Source organism: Sphingomonas flavida (assembly GCF_036663655.1).
GTDB lineage: Bacteria > Pseudomonadota > Alphaproteobacteria > Sphingomonadales > Sphingomonadaceae > Sphingomonas.
The window spans coordinates 191,255-210,478 of record NZ_JAXOJH010000006.1 but is presented as its reverse complement, the minus strand read 5'-3'; the positions used below and the strand labels follow the sequence as shown (position 1 = coordinate 210,478).

At 58.8% G+C, this 19,224-nt stretch carries 19 protein-coding genes and 3 pseudogenes; 11 read left to right on the top strand and 11 right to left on the bottom strand.

All coding sequences use genetic code 11. The features are described from left to right. Positions 1–360: 360 nt before the first annotated feature. From U1703_RS09375 to U1703_RS09365, 4 genes and pseudogenes are all read right to left on the bottom strand, one after another. Positions 361–1,260 carry a HEPN domain-containing protein gene (locus U1703_RS09375; RefSeq protein ID WP_332785475.1) on the bottom strand — a complete coding sequence of 300 codons (900 nt, stop codon included), beginning with the start codon at positions 1,258–1,260 and terminating at the stop codon, positions 361–363. 55 nt (positions 1,261–1,315) lie between these two features. Further along, the gene (locus U1703_RS09370) at positions 1,316–1,999 is read right to left on the bottom strand and encodes a DNA -binding domain-containing protein (RefSeq protein WP_332785474.1); all 684 of its coding nucleotides are present in this window, start codon (positions 1,997–1,999) and stop codon (positions 1,316–1,318) included. A gap of 10 nt (positions 2,000–2,009) precedes the next feature. Continuing rightward, a pseudogene (locus U1703_RS18980) lies at positions 2,010–2,069 on the bottom strand (transcriptional regulator domain-containing protein); the annotation flags it as partial. A 73-nt stretch (positions 2,070–2,142) separates the two neighbouring features. Continuing rightward, positions 2,143–2,481 (bottom strand): hypothetical protein, encoded by a 339-nt coding sequence (locus tag U1703_RS09365; RefSeq protein ID WP_332785473.1) that lies wholly within the window; start codon positions 2,479–2,481, stop codon positions 2,143–2,145. On the opposite strand from U1703_RS09365, the gene U1703_RS09360 reads away from it, so the two are divergent. From U1703_RS09360 to U1703_RS09325, 9 genes and pseudogenes are all read left to right on the top strand, one after another. After that, positions 2,446–3,138: a LuxR family transcriptional regulator gene (locus U1703_RS09360; RefSeq protein ID WP_332785472.1), complete on the top strand. Its 693-nt coding sequence runs from the start codon at positions 2,446–2,448 to the stop codon at positions 3,136–3,138. The genes U1703_RS09365 and U1703_RS09360 overlap by 36 nt on opposite strands. A 54-nt stretch (positions 3,139–3,192) precedes the next feature. Beyond that, complete coding sequence (locus U1703_RS09355) at positions 3,193–3,801, top strand: acyl-homoserine-lactone synthase (RefSeq protein ID WP_332785471.1); 609 nt, start codon at positions 3,193–3,195, stop codon at positions 3,799–3,801. Further along, on the top strand, positions 3,798–4,688 hold the full coding sequence (locus tag U1703_RS09350; RefSeq protein ID WP_332785470.1) for a phytanoyl-CoA dioxygenase family protein: 891 nt from the start codon (positions 3,798–3,800) through the stop codon (positions 4,686–4,688). The genes U1703_RS09355 and U1703_RS09350 overlap by 4 nt, the downstream gene beginning before the upstream one ends. Continuing rightward, positions 4,685–4,876, top strand: a pseudogene (locus U1703_RS18975) (GntR family transcriptional regulator); the annotation flags it as partial. The gene U1703_RS09350 and the pseudogene U1703_RS18975, both read left to right, overlap by 4 nt. A 64-nt stretch (positions 4,877–4,940) precedes the next feature. After that, positions 4,941–5,288, top strand: coding sequence for a hypothetical protein (locus U1703_RS09345; protein ID WP_332785469.1), 348 nt, complete (start codon positions 4,941–4,943; stop codon positions 5,286–5,288). Between the two features lie 237 nt (positions 5,289–5,525). Beyond that, on the top strand, positions 5,526–6,029 hold the full coding sequence (locus U1703_RS09340) for a hypothetical protein (protein ID WP_332785468.1): 504 nt from the start codon (positions 5,526–5,528) through the stop codon (positions 6,027–6,029). Further along, positions 6,029–6,250, top strand: a complete 222-nt coding sequence (locus U1703_RS09335; RefSeq protein ID WP_332785467.1) for a helix-turn-helix domain-containing protein — start codon at positions 6,029–6,031, stop codon at positions 6,248–6,250. The genes U1703_RS09340 and U1703_RS09335 overlap by 1 nt, the downstream gene beginning before the upstream one ends. 48 nt (positions 6,251–6,298) lie before the next feature. Further along, on the top strand, positions 6,299–7,195 hold the full coding sequence (locus U1703_RS09330) for an aspartyl protease family protein (protein WP_332785466.1): 897 nt from the start codon (positions 6,299–6,301) through the stop codon (positions 7,193–7,195). Positions 7,196–7,467: 272 nt separating this feature from the next. Then, on the top strand, positions 7,468–8,025 hold the full coding sequence (locus U1703_RS09325; RefSeq protein WP_332785465.1) for a recombinase family protein: 558 nt from the start codon (positions 7,468–7,470) through the stop codon (positions 8,023–8,025). Positions 8,026–8,650: 625 nt separating this feature from the next. On the opposite strand, the gene U1703_RS09320 is transcribed toward U1703_RS09325, so the two are convergent. The 6 genes from U1703_RS09320 to U1703_RS09295 form a co-directional block, all read right to left on the bottom strand. Further along, the gene (locus U1703_RS09320) at positions 8,651–9,583 is read right to left on the bottom strand and encodes a hypothetical protein (protein WP_332785464.1); all 933 of its coding nucleotides are present in this window, start codon (positions 9,581–9,583) and stop codon (positions 8,651–8,653) included. A gap of 4 nt (positions 9,584–9,587) precedes the next feature. Beyond that, the gene (locus U1703_RS09315; protein WP_332785463.1) at positions 9,588–10,307 is read right to left on the bottom strand and encodes a HEAT repeat domain-containing protein; all 720 of its coding nucleotides are present in this window, start codon (positions 10,305–10,307) and stop codon (positions 9,588–9,590) included. A gap of 410 nt (positions 10,308–10,717) precedes the next feature. After that, the gene (locus tag U1703_RS09310) at positions 10,718–10,885 is read right to left on the bottom strand and encodes a hypothetical protein (protein WP_332785462.1); all 168 of its coding nucleotides are present in this window, start codon (positions 10,883–10,885) and stop codon (positions 10,718–10,720) included. 356 nt (positions 10,886–11,241) lie between these two features. After that, a protein-coding gene (locus U1703_RS09305) for an IS3 family transposase (RefSeq protein WP_443025784.1) occupies positions 11,242–12,407 on the bottom strand; the annotation gives its coding sequence in 2 pieces (ribosomal slippage) (positions 11,242–12,146 and positions 12,146–12,407; 1,167 coding nt in all). Positions 12,408–12,515: 108 nt separating this feature from the next. Continuing rightward, positions 12,516–13,676, bottom strand: coding sequence for an MvdC/MvdD family ATP grasp protein (locus U1703_RS09300; protein WP_332785460.1), 1,161 nt, complete (start codon positions 13,674–13,676; stop codon positions 12,516–12,518). A 56-nt stretch (positions 13,677–13,732) separates the two neighbouring features. Continuing rightward, a complete protein-coding gene (locus U1703_RS09295) occupies positions 13,733–13,915 on the bottom strand; it encodes a hypothetical protein (protein ID WP_332785459.1) in 183 nt (60 codons plus the stop codon). Between the two features lie 1,117 nt (positions 13,916–15,032). On the opposite strand from U1703_RS09295, the gene U1703_RS09290 reads away from it, so the two are divergent. Continuing rightward, positions 15,033–16,094 (top strand): HlyD family secretion protein, encoded by a 1,062-nt coding sequence (locus U1703_RS09290; protein ID WP_332785458.1) that lies wholly within the window; start codon positions 15,033–15,035, stop codon positions 16,092–16,094. 1 nt (position 16,095) lies between these two features. Beyond that, on the top strand, positions 16,096–18,219 hold the full coding sequence (locus U1703_RS09285; RefSeq protein ID WP_332785457.1) for a peptidase domain-containing ABC transporter: 2,124 nt from the start codon (positions 16,096–16,098) through the stop codon (positions 18,217–18,219). Here U1703_RS09285 and U1703_RS09280 read toward each other — a convergent pair. Then, positions 18,216–19,175 (bottom strand): annotated as a pseudogene (locus tag U1703_RS09280) (IS481 family transposase). The gene U1703_RS09285 and the pseudogene U1703_RS09280 sit on opposite strands and share 4 nt — an antisense overlap. Between the last annotated feature and the right edge of the window lie 49 nt (positions 19,176–19,224).

Sequence of the window (19,224 nt, the reverse complement as noted above, 5' to 3'; positions counted from 1 at the left end):
GATCTCCTTTCCCCGCCCAGCATGGCTCCCCGGACAGCGGGGGGTGGGCGGCGACGAGCGACCGGAAGGCCCGGTTCGAGCGGGCGGCGGCACCGCAGGGCGAAAGGCACTGGAGCACCCGCAAGCCTTGCGGGTTGCCACCGGCCGAGCCGGGCCTAGGAGGGCGCGCCGGCCACTCCCGCTGACCGGGGAGGCCCCGACCCACGACGCCGCCGCGCCAGCGGCGACCGCACCTCTGCGCCAGTGATCGAAGCCGAATGGCCGAGACGCAGCCGCGGCTCGGCGGCGTGCCGCGAGAGCACGACCGGGTGCGCCAGCGCCCGGGGCGCTGACTGCTAATATTACTTGGAGATCAACAGATCAGCCCGAGGCGAGCCGTGCCTCGCAGGCATCCTTTACCAGCTGCTGGAGCAAAGCCACGCGCTCGGCGAGCCATTCGAGCTCGGCGGGCGTCACCTTGTAGTGGGGCGAATAGCGCGCGTTGACATAGGCCTGGCGGAGCAGCTCGAAACACCGCTGGGCAAAGCGCGTATCGCGCGGCCAGACGGCGATGAGCTCGTGGACCAGCGGCTCGGCCTGGCTGCGCAAGAAGTTCAGCTTGTGTGACTTGGGACTGTACAGCGTCAGGGTAAGCAAAACGGAGTGGTAAAACTGCTCGGCAGCCTGATGAAACAGGAACGCACCTTTATTCAGCATGCCGTTTTCAGCCGCGATTTTCCCGAGTTCGAGAAATTCAGATGCGCTTGGAAACCACTGGTCGAAATGCTTGCGTGCCTCCGCCAAAGCAGCCTTGGGCTCGAGCGGCTGGGGCGTGACGAAGGGATAGTCCTCGACCTCGTAGAGCGCGATGCCCTGCTCGATCGCGTCGATGAAGAATGGCCGGCCTTGGGTCAGCTGGTTGTTCACGTCGGCAAGACTATGGACGATGAAGGTGACCGGTGCCGAGATGCGCCTGGAGATCGTCACCTCGCGCACGAACTGGTCGTCGGCCTTGGCCCAGAACTCGCCCGGCTCGGTCAGCCGCTCGTCGCTGACCACGACGAGGATGTCATAGTCGGACTGGTAGCCGCCGATCGGATCGTCGACCCAGTCGCCGCGCGCGTACGATCCGTAGAGGATCACCTTGAGAATGCGGCCCTGCCGACGCCATTTCTGCGTCGACAGCGACGTCGCCTGCTCGAACTCGGCGAACAGCACTTCGACGATCCGGTCGAGATCGCGGCGCTTCTTGTCCGGCAGGTGTTCGAGGTCGCTTCGCATCGCGTGCCAATCTAGCCCGCGCAGGCGGAAATGGGAACCAAGCCGCCCGGCCGGCTCAGTCTTCCGGCCTGCGGATGTCGCATCCGTTCGACCGCCGGCCTCCGCCACGCCGGCGCAGCAGGTCGCGATAGCCCCCGGCGGCCATGGCGCGGGCACCGGCGACGAGCCGGCGGACCTGCGAGTGGAGCGACCGGCCGGGCGCATGCCAGTCGCGCCGGGTGCGCGCCTCGCCGAACAGGACGGCGGCGATGTCCTGGTAGCTGGCCCCGCTCGCCCGGGCGTCGGCGACCCGCAGGAATTCGATCCAGCGCGGCATGCGCCGGTCGGGCGGAAAGAGCGTCGCGGCGAAGCAGCCGACGCGGCACAGGGTGACGAGCCGCCTGAGCGGCAGCAGCCGGGACTCGGTGGAGCATAGCCCGCGCAACCGGTACGCTAGGATAACGGTGCCGCCGGCCCGGAGGGTGCCGGCCTCGACATCGACGCGGATGCGGCGCCATCCATCGGACAGGACGGCATGCTCGCGCGCGTCGCGGCCCTTGACGACGGTGAGCCACGGCGCCAGCCGGTCGAGGTCGACCGCGTCGGGACCTGGGCCGGAGGCCGGCATGACGGTGACGGACAGCGTGCCGGGATCGAGCGCCTCGTGCCACAGGATCCGTGCGGCGGGCGCGCCGATCCCCGGGTCCTCGGCGAAAGTGCACCCCCCAGCGATGCAGGCCAGGGGAGGGTGGCACCGCACCGCGGGTGGCGGCACTGGCTTGGGTATACCAGGCGACATAGGCGGGATCGCGGCGCAGCCATTCCCACATCAGGCCGGCGCGATCGGTGCGGGCAAGCTGCCGGTAAGGCGCGGGATCGCGCCAGTCGACCGGATGCGGGCATTCAATCACGCCATTGCCGGGCGAGAATATCCGCCCGATGGCTCGTCGCTGCCGTGCGGGCCAGATATGTCGTTTCTTCAAAGTTATGAATATGATAGCCTTCCGGGCTCATGCAGCAGCCGCGCAGCCGGGGTGAGAAGCCGGAGAGGCGCGCTACGATGAAGAAAAGGACGGCCGGGGGATCGCCGGTGGCTTGAAACGCCGCCCTGGGCCGGGGTGCCGCGCGATGCAGATGCGTGCGATGGCGTTCGAGCTGATGGACTTGGTAGATGCGGCGCGCGACGCCGATGATCTTGCCGCTGCGATGATGCGGATCACCCGCCATCTCGGTTTCGACCATTATGCGCTGGCGCATCATGTCGACCTCCGCGCGGCCCGCGGCGAGGCGATCCTCCTGCACGACTACCCGGCGGCGTGGGTCGACTATTACGAGGCGAACCGGCTGGGCGTCTCGGACCCGGTCCACCGCGCCAGTCACGTGACCAGCGTGGGCTTCCAGTGGTCGCGCATCCCGGCGATGATCCCGCTGACTGCGGCCGATCGCCGGACGCTGGCGCTGGGGCGCGAACAAGGGATCGGCGATGGCTTCACCGTGCCGGCGAACGTCCCCGGCGAAGCGCATGGGTCCTGTTCGTTCGCGCTCGGCACCGGTCATGCCATGGCACCTGAAGCGTTGCCGCTCGCCCAGCTGGCGGGCGCGTTTGCGTTCGAGGCGGCGCGGCGGCTGTGGATGGCACGCGGCGCGCGAACCGACCCTGCGCCCAGCCTGACCGATCGGCAGCGCGACTGCGTGCTGTGGATCGCGCGGGGCAAGACCGACTGGGAGACGAGCCGGATCCTTGGGGTGAGCGAGGAGACGATCACCTGCCATGTCCGGCAGGCCTGCGAGCGATATGAGGTGAACAAGCGGACATCGCTGGTCATCCGGACGTTGTTCGACGGTACGATCAGCTTCCGGGACGTGCTTCGGCCCGGCCATCCCCCTTTTCCGGGATAGGCGAGTAGCAACCCTGCCACCGATCATCGTGACGGCACAGCAAGGGGAGCCGCCATGATAGAATTGGTCCGCAACGTCCCACGACCGCTGGAGCATCCGATGCTCCGGCACATGTTCGCGGCGCGCAAGGCCGTGTTCGTCGACCTGCTCGGATGGGACATGCCGGTGATCGACGGCCGCTTCGAGCTGGACCAGTTCGACGACGGTGCGGCGCGCTACCTCGTCGCGACCGATGCGGCGGGGGCGCATCGCGCCTCGGCGCGGCTGCTGCCGACGACCCGACCGCACCTATTGGATACGCTTTTTCCCGGCTTGTGCACCGACCTGCCGCCGACAGGGCCGGCGATATTCGAGATCACGCGCTTCTGCCTCGACCGGTTGCTCGGTGCCCGCGCCCGCCGTACGGCACGCGACGCGCTGGTGGTTGCGCTGGTCGACCATGCCCTGGCCCATGGGATCACGCGCTACACCGCGATCGCCGGTCTTGGTTGGTCACGGCAGATCCTCGCTTTCGGGTGGCGCTGCCGCCCGCTTGGGCCCGTGCAGGCTATCGGGGGCGAAGAGGTCATGGCGCTCGAGATCGCCATCGAGGCGGACACGCGGGTCAGGCTCGCCGCAGCTGGGATCATCGACACCGTGTCATCCATGGCGGTCGCGGCATGAGCGGGCTCGCGGTGGCGGCCCTGCCCGACAAGGATGCCGAGGCCTGGCGCGCGCAACTACTGCGCGACGGCTATTGCATCATCCCGGGTCTGGTGCCGGGCGAGACGTTGGCCCAGTTCGACGAGGATCTTGCGCCTGCCTTCGCGGCGACGCCATTCGGCCGAGGCGGCTTTTACGGCGAGACGACCAAGCGGTTCGGTCGCCTGCTGGCCCGGTCGCGGCATGCCGAGGCGCTGGTCATGCATCCGCTGGTGCGCGAGGTGGTGGAGGGCCTGCTTGCGCCGTGGTGCGACACGCTCCAGCTCAATGTCGCACAGGCGATCGCCGTGCATCCCGGCGCGCCGCAGCAGGTCCCGCATCGCGACCAGGACATGTGGCGGGTCGAGCCGGGCGCGATGGAGTATCTCGTCAACGTGATCTGGCCGCTGACGCCGTTCGAAGCCGACAACGGCGCAACGCTGGTTTGGCCGCGCAGCCATGGCCGGCACGCGGTGAGCCATGATCCTGATATGACGCCGTGCGAGGCGGTGATGGCACCCGGCTCGGCGCTCCTGTTCCTGGGCTCGACGCTGCACGGCGCGGGGCCGAACCTTAGCGACACAATACGGCGGGGCGTGGTGGTCGGCTATGCGCTGGGATGGCTGAAGCCCTATGAGAACCAGTGGCTCGCCTATCCACCGGCGGTGGCGCGGAGCTTCACGCCCGACTTGGCGGCGCTGGTCGGCTATCGCCAGCACCGTCCCAACCTTGGCAATTATGAGGGCCAATGCCCGTCGATCCTGCTGGGCGACGACATCGACGCGGCAATCGGCGCGGTCGACGCGCTCCGGCCCGACCAGGCCGAGATGGTCGCGGCCTTCGTCGCCGGGCAACGGCCGAGCGGATGAACGCTGGCGCGACGACCGAGCGGGTCCATGACGCGGTCCGGCGAATGATCCTGACGCGAGGCCTGCGACCCGGCGCGCGGCTCGACCCGGCCGTGCTGGCGGATGGCCTTGCTACCAGCGCAACGCCGGTGCGCGAGGCGTTGAACCAGCTATGTGGCGCAGGGTTGGTCGATGCCCGCCCCGGCGGCGGCTTCCACGTCCCTATGATCGACGCGCCTGCGCTCGCCGACCTCATATCGCTGGAACGAGGAGGTGCTCGGTATCATCCTGCGATCGGCGGGGCGCGTGCTTGCCGTCAACGCGCGCGAGCAGGAGCATGCCGGCGATATCGCGGGCGCGACGGCCGCGTTCGCGGAGCGACTTGCCCGCGCGTCAGACAACGAGGAGCATCTGCGGGCCATGCACGACATCAACGCACGCCTGCATGCGGTCCGCTTGGTCGAGGCCGACCTGCTGGCGGATACCGGCGACGAGCTCGCGCGGCTTTCGGCGGCGGCCGACCGCGGCGATGTCGCCGCGCTGCGCACCGGCTGGCGTCGCTATCACCGGCGCCGCCAGCGGCTCGCTCCCGAGATCGTCCGCGCGCTCCTGCGGGATTAGCCGCCGTGCTGGTCCAGCAACTCCTTCGTCTACCGGTCGCCATCTACCGATACAAAGGCAGCAACCGGAGTTGCTGTCATATGCTAAATTAATTATTGTCCTAAGATAATCAATGTTGCATGACTTGCCGGGTGGAGGCATCATGATTCGACGCGACGGCAGCAGTAGCGCGACACTGGTCCGAGCGAGGTGCTAGCGCGACGGGCGCGGTTTCTCTTTGTCATGGCGTGCGCAGTGATGGCGCTGATGGCCGCGACGGCGGCGCTGGAAATCCTGCTGCTGCTGTTCCGTGTTGGGAACTATGCCGGCATGATGGACGGCGGGTTTGCCTTCATCGTCACGCAAGACCATCCGAGCCAGCTGCCGGCCGGCTTCATGGCGATCTCGGCTTATGCGCTCTGGCAATCCACCCTGGCGGCAGGGCTGCTGACATTGCGGTTGATCCCCGGGCTAGTGATCCTGTCCAGCCTGATCGGCCTTTTTCGCCTTTATGCCGGACGCGCGATCTTCACGGCCGGCAACGAAGTGCTTATCCGTCGGATTGCATGGACGCTCATCGCCTATGCTGTCGTTCCGCTGGTCACTCATGCCACGCTTTACATTGCCGGCATGAGCCCCGTCGCGGTAAAGCTTGAGCTGCGCCAACTCGATGCCGCGGTTCTCGGCATTCTCCTGTTCGCCTTCGTCAACGTCGTCGCCTTCGGGGCGGAGATCGAGCGCGATCGCGCCGGGTTCTTCTGATGCCGATCGTCATCCGGCTCGATGTCATGCTTGCGAAGCGGAAGATGCGGTCCAAGGACCTGGCGCGCGCGATCGGAGCAACCGAGGCGAACTTGTCACTGTTCAAATCGGGCAAGGTCAAAGGACTCCGTTTCGAAACGCTGGAAGCGATTTGTCGGCACTTGGAATGCCAGCCGGGCGACCTTCTCGAATACGATCCCGATACCCCGCCCAATAGCTGAATGCGTGGCGGCTGGCCCGCACGCCCACCTGCGATGAGGGAGAATCCGATGCGTCCGATTCCGGCGATTGCCGCGTCATGCCTGCTGCTCGGCACCCAGGCCGGATCATCCGTGCCGCTGACGCCGGCGGGCAACGGTCATCTGGTCGTACCCGCCTCCGTTAACGGCAAGGGAACCGTTCCGTTCATCCTCGACACCGGGGCGGACGGCTCCCACGTCTATGCATGGTTCGCGAGGCAGCAGGGCTTGAAGCCGGGCGTGCCGATCAGCGTGGAGGGCATGACCGGGGCAGCGATAATGCCGACCTACCGGCTCGACAGCCTCACCGTCGATGGTCGCGCGATCCGCGACGTCGACGTCACCGGCTTGCCCGACCGCAGGGACGGCGAGATCGCAGCCGGGGTGACGGGCAACGACATGATGGACGGTGCGATCGCGGTCTTCGACTTTCCGTGCCGCACGGTCACGCTGATGCCCAAGCCCGTATCGATTCGCCGCGTCCTCACGAGGGAGGCGGTCATGATCCAGGGAGGGGTGGTCAGGAACGGAACGCAGTTGACGCTGCCGGTCAAGTTGAACGGCGTCACCGGGGTGGCCGTGCTTGATACCGGATCGCGCGGGACGCAGATCAATCGTGCGTTTGCGCGCGCTGCCCGCCTCGACATTGATGGCTCTGCCTTTGGCAAAGGTGAAACGTTGTATGGTGCGGCGTCGGAGGCGATGGGAACCCGCGAAGGCAAGGTTGGGTACGTGGCGTTTGCCGGTCGTCACCTGAACGGCCTGACCGTTCGCGTTGCCGACCTCCCCGTGTTCAAGAGCTTTGGACTTGGCGAGGGACCGGCAATGATCCTGGGTATCAACGCGATGATGGGACAGCGGCTGGTCTACGATCATCGCGCTAGGCGCTTCTGGTTCGATCGCTCCCGCTGCAAGGCACCTGCGTGAGCGAAGCGGACGCCCCGTTGTACGTAAGCCAAATGATCACTTATGGTCCCCAGTTTCTCATTCGGGTGTGATGCAAGCTTCGGGACTGCTGAGCCTCACCTCGTCCCTTGTCCGATCTTTGTGAGAAAACCGGCTCTCTTTTCGTCAGGGCAGGCATACCGTGATGATACACCTCAAATGAAACACCGGCAGCGTCCGATCAGGGTCATTTGCAGCTATATTGAACAGATGCCGCCGAGGGTCTGGAAGCTGATCGAACAGAAAGGGCCTTCATGACACTTTTCGGCTATGCGCGCGTGTCGACGCTCGATCAGGACCTGAGCATTCAGGAAGCGGCGCTGCGCGCAGCCGGATGCCAGACGATCCGATCGGAGAAAAAGTTGGGCACGGATCGCGGCGGGCGGACCGAGCTGCAGATCCTGCTCGACTTCCTGCGCGAAGGCGACACCCTGGTCGTCACCCGTATCGACCGGCTGGCGCGATCGATGAAGGACCTTCAGGACATCGTTCATGAACTGAAGGGGAGGGGCGTCGCGCTCAAGGCCACCGAGCAGCCGATCGATACGACGACCGCGGCCGGCAAGGCCTTTCTCGACATGCTGGGGGTGTTCGCGGAGTTCGACGCGAACCTACGCAAGGAGTGCCAGGCGAAAGGCATCGCGGCGGCAAAGGCGCGCGGCGTCTATAAAGGCGGCAAACCGCGGATCGATCCAGAGGCGGTCCGCCAGTTGGCCGCTAGGGGCATGCGGCTGGCGCATATCGCCCGCGAACTCGGCATATCGCGCGGGACAGTCTATCGATTTCTGCCAGTTATCGCTCACGTAACATAATGCCAATCACAACAGCGATCGCACAGATAGCACGCATCCGTGGTCGGTCCCAATCTCGCTGGCCGCCCGAATTGCTCGCATTAGCAAGCTATCTCGCATGTCGTTGATCTTGCTCGTAATCTGGCGGCCAGCCTCTTCGACAGCGGGGACCGAGCGGGTGTTATCCACTACGGGTTGAACACATGGATTGAGAGACTGACCCAACTGGATCTTGGTCAATTTAATTCTGTGTTACCATACCTCACGATAAAGATGTGCCCCTTGCAAAACGCCAGTTTCCTTTATGGCTTCGAGCTACCGCCAGTCTTGTAACGCGTCGTTCTTACACAATTACCATACGACCGCTTAATTTTAATAGGAACTACGATCACTACAAAGCCCATAAGTATAAAACCTGCTGTCACGAAACTTGGGTCATGTATGTTGTACCCAAGTGCGACGAACGATATCGCCACGAAACCGGGAGTTATCTTTGTAACCCACCAAAGGCATGCACTCTTTCTATTCAAAAACCAAGATTTTCTGCCAATTTTTATAAGAACAAGCGATGACGCTACTTTGGCGCCTAAAAGTAGTATTATCGACGCGCTGAGTAGGTAAGTAACGGCTGACGAACCAATGAAGGTCATACTGACAACGCTTCAGAGCCACTCGCGCTGGAGTAAATATCCTTCTCGAGGCATGAGATCACAAAAGGATTTTTATCCGTACCGCATGCGCTAAGCACCTTATTGCTCAGATGAGGTGAAATATTAAGTATTGCGGTGATTGCTCTGGCTCGCGTCCGACCAGATATCGATTTTTTTGCTATAGCAAAAAGTGGCTCTATGAGGTCTTCAGCTCCTAAGCACGCAGCCATGGAAAGCAGGGAGCATTGGTAACTAACAGGTCCATCGACATAACCAGCTATTTTGCTTTGCGCGACGTCAAAGCAATATTGCTCCCGATACTCCGGCCGGGGTGGCTGCACCATGAGGTTGATTGAGATAGATGTATCACCAGGCGGAAGCTGGGTGTGAACATCGACAGATTTGCGATACATCATCACCTTACCGACAGGCAAGGTGGTGTCCTCAAGATGCTTCAGCTCAACATGCTCACCGATTCGGCCCTGCACTTTTGTGTGATCGTACTCGTAAATGCTCGTTTTGTATCCCGGGCCAAAGTAGCCAACAGTCAAAAAATCAAAATTGTGATCATGCGCCAGGTTGTAAGAATATATGTCGTTTTGCAAATCAAGATTGCCCGCAACAGCCCGTGGGGGTTTCCAGACGTTTGCTCGCACGAAAAAATTCCCATGCCTACAGCGGTCGAGAAGGAATGTCATCTCTCGATATCCGTTGAACGCCTCTTGAAGACCCCGAGATGATGCATGCCTTTTCAAAGCATCTAGTATAATAGAATCAAATATGTTTTTATTCAGCGAAAGCGCGTAAAGATATTTGCTACAATACTCAATCGAAGAGACATCATAAGGATTCAGAATGCTACTAACCACCTCCATGAAATCTTCAAGTTCCATTGCATCAGATAAGCCGGATTTCAAAGTTATCGCCATTGCATTACTCCTGTACATTTGCCTTTAGTGCATCAATTCGCTCCATCGCCTTCGCTGCGGCGCGCCTCACGTGTGAATGGGAGTCCGTAATTAATCTGCCGACAAGCTGACCCGCGGTCGCTAAATCTATCTTGGCCAGCGCTTGGCAGGCACTCCATCTCAGATAGTGAAGCTCGTGATCGCCCAGCTGCATGAGTAAGTCACTGGAGTAGATCGAAGCATAGGCTGTACCATGAAACTTAACGACTAACTCAATGAGCATTTTCCAGCGATTATAGGATTGATCAGAAACGGTTATAAAGAGCGGGGTAAGGCTAGCAGAATCGAACGCCCACGTGAAAGGTGACATGGAGTTCTCGCGCAGCGTGAGCATCACCATTGAGCCTGCTCCTCTTAACTCAATAATATCATTGGCCGCGAAACTCGCCCTGGCGTTTTTGTCAGACAGGTCAATCATCTCAACTAATTCTGGCTTGGCTTCGACTTGAAGTACTGACATCTCAACGCTGGCAGGAAGGCGGTAGCAATAGAACTCCGCCCTCCCGTTGAGTTGCAAGACTCTTAACCTTGCGGTGCACGGAACTGTCGTCAGGAACTTCCTCGGCAGGAGATCGCTGTAGTGATCACAGGACAACGTGAAGCGGTCACCCTGATACAGGATTAAGCTATTATCCGGGGGAGGGGGCACCATTTCGAACATGACGCGCTCGAATTCACGCTTCATTAGTATAGATATCTCTTGGCTAGCTCGAAGATCATCGAAAGCGCGATCGACACCGTCTACCGCATCGAGGCCTCCTGGAGACGCCTCAAGCAAAGACACCAGATTTTCTAATTTTGGGCATTCACTCATGTCTCGCTCAAGACGTTCAAATCTATCACGAAAACCTTTGTTTTTTTGGGAGGAATTTGTCGAACTGGTATGACACTTGTAATTCACAAAACCTCCGAATGCCGAAGTTTCTCGAAGGACAAGCGAGCAAGGCATGTCCATCGCGATTCAGGCTTAGATAAGGCGCGGTTCGCTTTCGATTGGCATGGAAGGCTTGATCGTCTGAATGCGTCGCTCGCCCACATGTAGCGAAGGGCATGGAAACTTCTTAGCCGGAGTGCTTTCCATGCCCTTGCATTAGGTTATAGTATTACGATCGCTGCGCCAAAGACGATGATTCCGCCAATGACGAGTTTCTCCGCCCCACTGAGGCCCGCCGCAACGATTTCTGCTTCTTCAAGAGTCAGGTCTTCAATATCCATCGAGTTACCTTGAACGGCACCCTTATTGCTACCCATCATGTCGGACATCACAGAATTCCTTCGATTGTTAACTAGCCACCTAAATGCGGCGTACCGATATCTGGCACGTATTTTTATACAACGTGAGTCTAAAGTGCTATAAATCTTTAACAAACATCGGATTTGAACATATCTTTTATTTCATGATGTCTTCATTTTTGAAGACCTAGAGGTCCTCTCCATTAATTTTTTGTCAGATATAGCGTGAATTACTTTGCATCGCGTGCCGGAGATAGCACAACGTAAGTTCACTTTTGGGGAATGTCGGCGCGACATGCCGGAGCGGATTCCCGCAGCATCCCGACATACCCATCACTGCTATAGTGAGGTGGAGCTAGCCCGCTGAGTGACGTGACCCCAGTCTTTCATCCAGCTGCGACCAGAGACCGACCGGTGTTGTCGCGCATGAGCGCAGGTGAAGCAACGGGCGGGGTTAACCCCGCCCGTTGCTGTTCGAGCCCGGCAGCGAATGCGGCCGGGGTAGCGTAGCCGAGCGACGAGTGCGGCCGCTCGGTGTTGTAGTCGTCAACCCAGCGGGCCAGGATCGAGCGGGCTTGGCCAATAGTGAAGAACAGCGTCTCGTTGAGCAGCTCGTCGCGCATGCGACCGTTGAAGCTCTCGACGAACCCGTTCTGCGTCGGTTTGCCTGGCGCGATGTAATGCCACTCGATGTTGGCATCGGCGGACCAGGCGAGCACCACATTGGAGGTCATTTCGGTCCCGTTGTCGCTGACGATCATCTTCGGCCTGCCACGCTCGGCGATCAGATCGGCCAGTTCGCGCACGACCCGCCGGCCCGAAATTGACGTGTCGACTACCGCCCGGAGGCATTCGCGCGTCACGTCGTCGACGATGTTGAGCACACGGAACCGCCGCCCGGTGACAAGCTGGTCGTGGACGAAGTCGAGGCGCCAGCGGTGGTTGGGGAGCGCCAGCACCGGTGAAGGTGCCCGCGCGCCCACGGCGCGCCTTCGTCCTTTCCGGCGCCTGACCGTCAGACCTTCCTCCCGGTAGAGCCGCTGGGTCTTCTTGCGGTTGATCGTGATGCCGTCCCGGCGCAGCAGGATGTGCAACCGTCGATAGCCGAACCGCCGACGCTGCTGTGCCAACTCGCACAGCCGCAACCGCAGGTCGGCATCATCTGCCCGGCACGAGCGATACCGCATGCTCGTGCGATCCGCTCCGACAACCGCGCATGCCCGCCGCTCGCTCATCCCCAGGGTCGCCTGAAGATGCGCGACCGCTTGCCGCTTCGCGGCGGGCGTCACCACTTTTTTGACAGCAGGTCTTTCAACCCCGCGTTGTCGAGCATCGTATCCGCGAGCAGCCGCTTGAGCCGGGCGTTCTCCTCCTCGAGCAACCGCAGGCGCTTCGCGTCGGACACCTCCAGGCCGCCGAACTTCGCCTTCCACGCGTAATAGGTCGCGCTCGACATCCCGTGCTTGCGGCACAACTCTGTCACCACTGCGCCCGCCTCGGCCTCCTTCAGGATGCCGATGATCTGCTCTTCCGAGAATTGCTTCCGCTTCATTCCGTCCGTCCCTTCAAGGGCCGGTCTCTAGTTCCAAGTGGATGAAGAAACGGGGGGGCACGTCAAACGCGCACAGCGTAGCTCAAAAATGAGGCGGCTGATACGAGGTCAGAGGGCTCCATACTCCGAGTGGATTTCTTTATATCGGCTAGACTTTGCCATATCAACAAAATCTTCAAAAAACTCCTCGGTCTCAATTTCTTCGAGACGAAGCGGGCGGGCGGGGCGTTGCCAAACAAAATCAGGCGAGCCGCTCATGAAAAAATCTGCTGTTAATTGGAGGATAGGCAAAGCTGGATTGTTGAATTCCATCCAAAGAAATTGCCCCTGCTCGTTTAACTCCAAGAAAATGAATTCTCCGGAAGTAGTCACGATGACGTCGATGCTTCCAAATACGACGTTCATGTCTCGAGAGAATGCCAGGATCTTACACCTGACCTCATCTGGCAGAATGTATTCTGACAGTGGAAGGTCAGCTTGTCCGCTTCTAAAATCTAGGGAAGTGGATCCTCGAGTTTGCGAATCTATGCGAACTGCAAAGAGTGTTGCACCACAAATTAATATTCTTAGTTCAAACGCCTTTTCCAAGTGCTCTTGATAGATGCCGGGAGCCATAGTGATACTGGCTAAGTCAGCCTTATCGATTTCAAGAGGAGCGGTGAAGTTAGCGAACCAAATCGATTTTCCTGCTTCATCGATTTCCTCCCAACTCTGACCGTGAAATGACTTGTATATAACCTTACCTGAGCATTCCTCGACAAAAGACCTCAATTGATCAGGATCATTCGTCATCATTGTCTGGGGAACCGTCAGGCCCGCGCGGCGCGCCGAACTAAGTTGAAGCATCTTGGCATCCGCGCAATGGCGACTGATCGGATCATTAATCCACAAGGCGTTCCTGCCCACCGTCAGCCAGAGAGAGCGCAGAAAAAGGATGACTTCTTTACGGACGAATGATTGATCTGTAGTATTCATCCCAATGTGGTAAAGATTTCCTTTTGCTGGGCGACGGTTCCAGATGATGCCGACGTCATCTAAGGCGTCAGTACTCAAACCTGAAGTGCCGACCGCCCAATCCGCATCCGGCGACCGCGACAAACGGCATGTTATTGATTGCTCTCGCGGAAAATCTGATATGTTCCATATCTCATGCCGGCCTCCGAGAACGTGAATCGCCTTGTCGATGACCAAGGCGTGTATATCGCCATAGCCCGTGATCGTTATTACCCTTTTGGACATCCGTCTTTGATCGCTCGTGAAAAATTTCATAGCAGACACGTAAAAATAGGGGTGCCGGACATCCCTCCGGCACCCCTCTGCATGGCTCAATCCGTGTCTTCGTAGTCCACGTCGATCGACCGATGGACCTTGGTGAACGATCCCTTTGCCAAGGCAGAAAGTCCACCAGCCGTCAGTTCACACTCTTCTTCTGTCAGAACTCGTGCTACTGCTCGCCCCATCGGGCGAGCGCTCGCAGAGGCAGGCACGTCCATGCTATTCTTACTCATTCTTCTTCTCCCAAAGAAAGACTTGAGTTTTGCTATTCTTTAATAGCAATTGAAACGTACTAGTTCTTTTTTGATTTCTGCAAGTGCTAATATCAATATATATCCATATTGGTTGTTAATTTTTTTTCATAGAAATCCGGTTGACAGGCGCGCAGGCGTACGCCTCTTTATATGGCATATCGAAGCATTTTATTAAGCCATCTAGGACGCCTAGATTGGGGGGCCATGCTATGGTTACAACTTGATCCCCAATCCGAACCTCAGGAAGCCGTGTGGGGCGCGGTAGTTTTGCCAGCGCGTTTCTTGCCGTAAGCAATGCGGTACGGTTTCTACTTAGGAACGCTAAAGAGCCATCAACGTAGAGGTTCCATGGCGCATTTTTTTTAGAGGAAGGGCGATAACTTTGCTGAAAAAGCCCGATCGCCGCTTGATATTGGCCGAGTTCGGCACGTAGTTGCCCCTCGTGCCAGGCAAGCAGATCTGGTCGCCTCCTGCGCCTAACCTTTCGGTAGGCGAGGATGGCGTCTGCCGCCTCTTTCGCGCATCCGAGATCATAAAGCTTACGCCACCCTCCGTTCGGATCCTGATCAAATCGCTCCTCGGTAAGGCTCAATAGGGAAGGGCTATACTGGCATGGATACGACACATGCAAAGCAAGAGCTGCGAGCAAAGATACAAGCAATCTGTTATCCTTCCATATTCCACAAGTCGCTTTTTAACATTGGTTTACCTATTTCGCTTGCTACATGCCCATGTCAATAGGTGTTATCGGGATTCCTACCTTAATTGTTTTGTAAATCATTGCATTGTGCGCTATATGAAATGAAAAATCATGTTGATGTAAAATGTTTGGCGTCATCTAAGATGGCACTATATAACATGATTTGTAAAATCTGTCCACATCGGCATTAGTCATGTGGGTATAACTTCCTTTTCATGACTCGGCAGGTAGCGAATGTTTCGGCAAGAGGCTCAGATAGCGCAACAGAACCGGCTGCATGGCGACGTATCACTTGCGGTGCCAATTTCTTGGCACATCATCGGCTACGGTATGTTAACGATGCTGATCACGACAGTAGGGTTTCTATTCCTCGGAGCCTACGCCAGAGTAGAGACTGTGACAGGTCAGATCGAGCCTGACTTAGGTGCCGCGCAAATTGTGCCGTCTCGCTCAGGCATCATCACCGACATCAGCGCGAAGGAAGGCGAAAGGGTGCATCGTGCGGCACCGCTCGTCTCAGTCCAAGTTGAGGAGATGGCGCAAACCGGCGGAACTGGCCCTATACAGGTTCTGAGTGCATTGGGCGAACAGGACGCCCAACTGGCTGCGCAGGAGCGCTCAACGTTGGCGGGCGCAGCCGCGACCCGTGAACGCATCACCGCGCAGTTAGAGGGACTTCGTGCAGAGATCGCTGCACTAGATCAGCAGATCGGGGCGCAACGCCGTCTCGTCGAGGCAGCTCGGGGCGATTATGAGCGGTCGCAGGCGATCGCAATCAAGGGTTTCTTGAGCAAGCGTGATCTTCAGACGCGGGAGGAGACCGCACTCGGCCGTCAGCAACAGCTCGCCAGCCTCGGCCAAGCCCGGGCCGAAAAGCAGGCGAGCCTGATCGAGGCATCACGCGCTATTGAAGAGGCTCAACGTAGTGCCCAGGCTACCGCCGCTGGCATTGCTGGTGACCGAGCCTCGGTCGCGCAGCGACGTTTCGATGTTGAAGCGTCTCGGGGCTATACGCTGACAGCGCCAATAGCCGGCGTCGTTACCGCGGTGACGGCACGAGTTGGACAGCCCGCGCAAGCCGGCTCGCCTCTGATGACAATCGTACCGGCAGGGGCCGCGCTAGAAGCGCAGCTTTACGTGCCCACCCAGGCAGCGGGCTTCCTGTCGGTCGGCCAAGAGGTGCGTTTACAGGTCGATGCCTTTCCGTACTCACGTTTTGGTTCGGTTCCAGCAAGAATAAGCCGGATTAGTTCCGCCGCCATCAGACGAACAGTACGGGAAGGGCAATCTGAGCCGACTTATTTGGTGGCCGCGACAATCCGGGAACCGAGAATCTATGCATTCGGCCGCTTCCATCCCCTTCAGCCCGACATGACGCTGACCGCACGCATTATCACTGAAAAGCGCTCTCTCGCGGAATGGCTGTTTGAACCAATCCTCGCGGTGCGGAGGCGCTGACATGGGTCAACTGAATCTAGGTCCAATCAGCCGCCAAACTGCTCGGCACATCCGCCAGACCGAGGTAGCGGAATGCGGGCTGGCATGCATTGCAATGATCGCAAGTTTCCACGGGCTACATATTGACCTAAATACCCTTCGCCGGCGCCACTCACCTTCATTGCGCGGAGCTTCGCTCAAAAGTTTAATCGCGGTGGCTGATCAGCTTGGCTTTGCGTCAAGGCCAGTGAAACTCCCCTTACAAGCACTCGCCGACCTTCACATGCCGGCAATCCTGCACTGGGACTTGAATCACTACGTCGTGCTCGAGAGTATCGAACGCGGGCGTGCTTTGATCCTTGATCCGGCCGCAGGTGCGTCACGGCGGATGCCAATATCAGAGGTGTCAAAGCATTTTACTGGTATAGCTATGGAGTTGAGGCCTACTGACGGCTTTGAACCCGCTACTGAACGCCAGCGGCTACATATGCGACAGCTTTGGGGGCGCATGAGTGGATGGAAACGGGCGGTCGCGCAAGTTCTGGCCCTGACGCTTGTCCTACAGGCTTTCACACTCGCATCTCCATACTACATCCAACTTGCGCTTGATAGCGTAGTGCCAGCGCTCGACAGCAACTTACTGGCAGTTCTTGCATTTGGCTTCGGACTATTCACATTGTTCAACGCAGGTGCATCGCTTCTGCGTGGGCTGGTGCTGCTGTCGGTGGGAACAACTATGGGTTATGGGCTGGCAACAAACCTTGCTCGACGCCTGTTCCGTCTGCCAGTTGAATGGTTTGAGCGGCGTCACGTTGGCGACGTTTTGTCTCGGTTCCAGTCAGTGCAACCTATCCAAGATGCCTTGACGCAAGGATTGGTTGGTTCGTTGGTTGACGGCGCTCTGGCGATACTCACGCTCGCACTAATGATTTGGTATAATGCCGGGCTGGCGTTGATAGCCTTGGCAGCTTTCTTATTCTACGCGATCGTGCGCCTGATCTCATTCAGGTTTGAGCGCGATGCCCGTGAGGCCGGAATTGTTACTCTGGGCAAGGAGCAGTCCACACTGATTGAGACGGTGCGGGGCATCGTCACTTTGCGCCTTTTCGGACGTGAAGCCGAACGGCATGTCATGTGGCAAAACAGGCTGGCAGACGCGACAAACGCGCAGATCGAGGTAGCGCGGATCGGCCTTTGGCAGCAGTCCGCAAACACGCTGACATTCGGCTTGGAGAATGTCGTCACGATCTGGCTGGCAATAAAGCTCGTGGTGTCTGGCGGCTTTTCAGTAGGCATGGTCGTGGCGTACCTTGCTTACAAGCAGCAATTCCTGACGCGTGCGGCATCACTTATCGATCAGGCCGTCACTTTCCGAATGTTAGGCCTCCATTTGGAACGACTGGGCGATATAGCCCTTGAGGATGAGGATCGGGGGTTTGGCGCTGGCGCTGGCGCTGGCCATGAGGCGCCCTTCGCCGGACACATAAAACTCAGGGGGATCGTTTACCGCTATTCGCCCACCGATCCTTTGATCCTTAACGAAGTTGATTTTGACGTTCCGGCAGGATCTCACGTTGCAATCACGGGACCATCCGGTGGAGGAAAATCCACATTGGCGAAGATCATTCTAGGACTGGTCGAGCCGGAAGCTGGTGAGGTTCTAATTGATGGCGTTCCTCTGCATCGATTCGGCTATCGAAGTTATCGTTCACAAATTGCAGCCGTACTTCAGGATGACAGCTTATTTGCAGGGTCAATAGCAGATAATATAGCATTGTTTGATGAGCAAGCCGATATGAACAAGATTGTGCGCTCAGCATCGCTATCATCTATACATCATGAAATAATGGCAATGCCGATGAAATACGAGACACTTGTCGGCGACATGGGCTCTGCACTATCCGGCGGGCAGAAAGCGCGAGTTCTGCTCGCGCGAGCGCTATATCGCGAGCCAAAGCTTCTCCTTTTAGACGAAGGCACAGCCCATCTTGACACAGATACGGAGAGGCACGTCAACAACGCTATCGCCAGCATTGGTATTACTCGGATTGTTATTGCTCATCGAAAGGAGACGGTCGAGTCAGCAGAGACTGTTGTTGTATTGGAGAAGGGCATTCTCAAAAGCGCGACGCTTCCGCACCATTAGGTGTTCAGTCCCGGCATCTGGTGGATCGGGTCGACGATGAACCGGTCTGGCTCTGACGTCCAGATCTTGGCGATGTATTCGTAGGGTGTGAGCCCACTGAGCGTCTTGAGCCGGCGGGCGAAGTTGTAGGCCGCCATGAAGTCGGCGAGGTGCGTCCGAAGCTGGTCGTGGCTCTCGTAGTGGAAGCGTTTGACGGTCGCCTCTTTGATCGTCCGGTTCATCCGCTCAACCTGGCCGTTCGTCCACGGATGGTTCGGTTTGGTGAGCCGGTGCTCGATGTCGTTTGCCTCGCAGATCATGTCGAAGCGCATCTGGCGCGACCATGCGGTGTTTCGGTTACGCGGCTGCTCGGCGAACTGAATGCCATTGTCCGTCAGGATGGTGTGGATGCGGTAGGGCACGGCTTTCAGCAAGTGTTCGAGGAACTCCCATGCTGTCCGTCGATCAGCCTTGTCGACCAGCTGGGTGACCGCGAACTTGCTGGTGCGATCGATGCCGACGAACAGGTATAGCTTGCCTTCGGCGGTCTGCACCTCAGCGATATCGATGTGAAAGAAGCCGATCGGGTAGCGCTTGAAGCGCTGACGCTTTGGCTTGTCGCCTTCGACATCTGGCAGCCGGGAGATGCCGTGCCGCTGCAGGCAGCGGTGCAGCGCTGACCGGGTTAGGTGCGGGATCGATGGTTGCAGGGCGTAGAGGCAGTCATCGAGCGGCAGCAATGTGTGCCGCCGGAACGCCACAACCATTGCCTCCTCCGCTTCGGACAGAGTGGTGGAATGAGGGGCCTTCGGCCCGGTCTTCAAATCCTCGACCGTCGCCCTCTTACGCCACTTCGCCACCGTCTTCGGGTTGATCCCCAGCTCACGGCTCAGCGTCGCGAGCGAAGCCTGCGATCACTGTATTGCTGCTCGGACGGCGTGCGTGGTCGTGGCGCACCCATGACGTACCTGTCCCATACGGCTTCCTTCCATTCCAACGAAAGGATCGCACCATCAAACCGTGGGA

Excerpts from the sequence above, each read along its gene's own strand:
- U1703_RS09375 (WP_332785475.1), bottom strand. The coding sequence starts at position 1,260 with ATGCGAAGCGACCTCGAACACCTGCCGGACAAGAAGCGCCGCGATCTC.
- U1703_RS09285 (WP_332785457.1), top strand. The coding sequence starts at position 16,096 with ATGGGTCAACTGAATCTAGGTCCAATCAGCCGCCAAACTGCTCGGCAC.
- U1703_RS09300 (WP_332785460.1), bottom strand. The coding sequence starts at position 13,676 with ATGAAATTTTTCACGAGCGATCAAAGACGGATGTCCAAAAGGGTAATA.
- U1703_RS09365 (WP_332785473.1), bottom strand. The coding sequence starts at position 2,481 with ATGGTCGAAACCGAGATGGCGGGTGATCCGCATCATCGCAGCGGCAAG.
- U1703_RS09330 (WP_332785466.1), top strand. The coding sequence starts at position 6,299 with ATGCGTCCGATTCCGGCGATTGCCGCGTCATGCCTGCTGCTCGGCACC.
- U1703_RS09315 (WP_332785463.1), bottom strand. The coding sequence starts at position 10,307 with ATGAAGCGTGAATTCGAGCGCGTCATGTTCGAAATGGTGCCCCCTCCC.
- U1703_RS09295 (WP_332785459.1), bottom strand. The coding sequence starts at position 13,915 with ATGAGTAAGAATAGCATGGACGTGCCTGCCTCTGCGAGCGCTCGCCCG.
- U1703_RS09360 (WP_332785472.1), top strand. The coding sequence starts at position 2,446 with ATGATGCGGATCACCCGCCATCTCGGTTTCGACCATTATGCGCTGGCG.
- U1703_RS09320 (WP_332785464.1), bottom strand. The coding sequence starts at position 9,583 with ATGGCGATAACTTTGAAATCCGGCTTATCTGATGCAATGGAACTTGAA.
- U1703_RS09355 (WP_332785471.1), top strand. The coding sequence starts at position 3,193 with ATGATAGAATTGGTCCGCAACGTCCCACGACCGCTGGAGCATCCGATG.
- U1703_RS09340 (WP_332785468.1), top strand. The coding sequence starts at position 5,526 with ATGGCGCTGATGGCCGCGACGGCGGCGCTGGAAATCCTGCTGCTGCTG.
- U1703_RS09335 (WP_332785467.1), top strand. The coding sequence starts at position 6,029 with ATGCCGATCGTCATCCGGCTCGATGTCATGCTTGCGAAGCGGAAGATG.
- U1703_RS09325 (WP_332785465.1), top strand. The coding sequence starts at position 7,468 with ATGACACTTTTCGGCTATGCGCGCGTGTCGACGCTCGATCAGGACCTG.
- U1703_RS09350 (WP_332785470.1), top strand. The coding sequence starts at position 3,798 with ATGAGCGGGCTCGCGGTGGCGGCCCTGCCCGACAAGGATGCCGAGGCC.
- U1703_RS09310 (WP_332785462.1), bottom strand. The coding sequence starts at position 10,885 with ATGTCCGACATGATGGGTAGCAATAAGGGTGCCGTTCAAGGTAACTCG.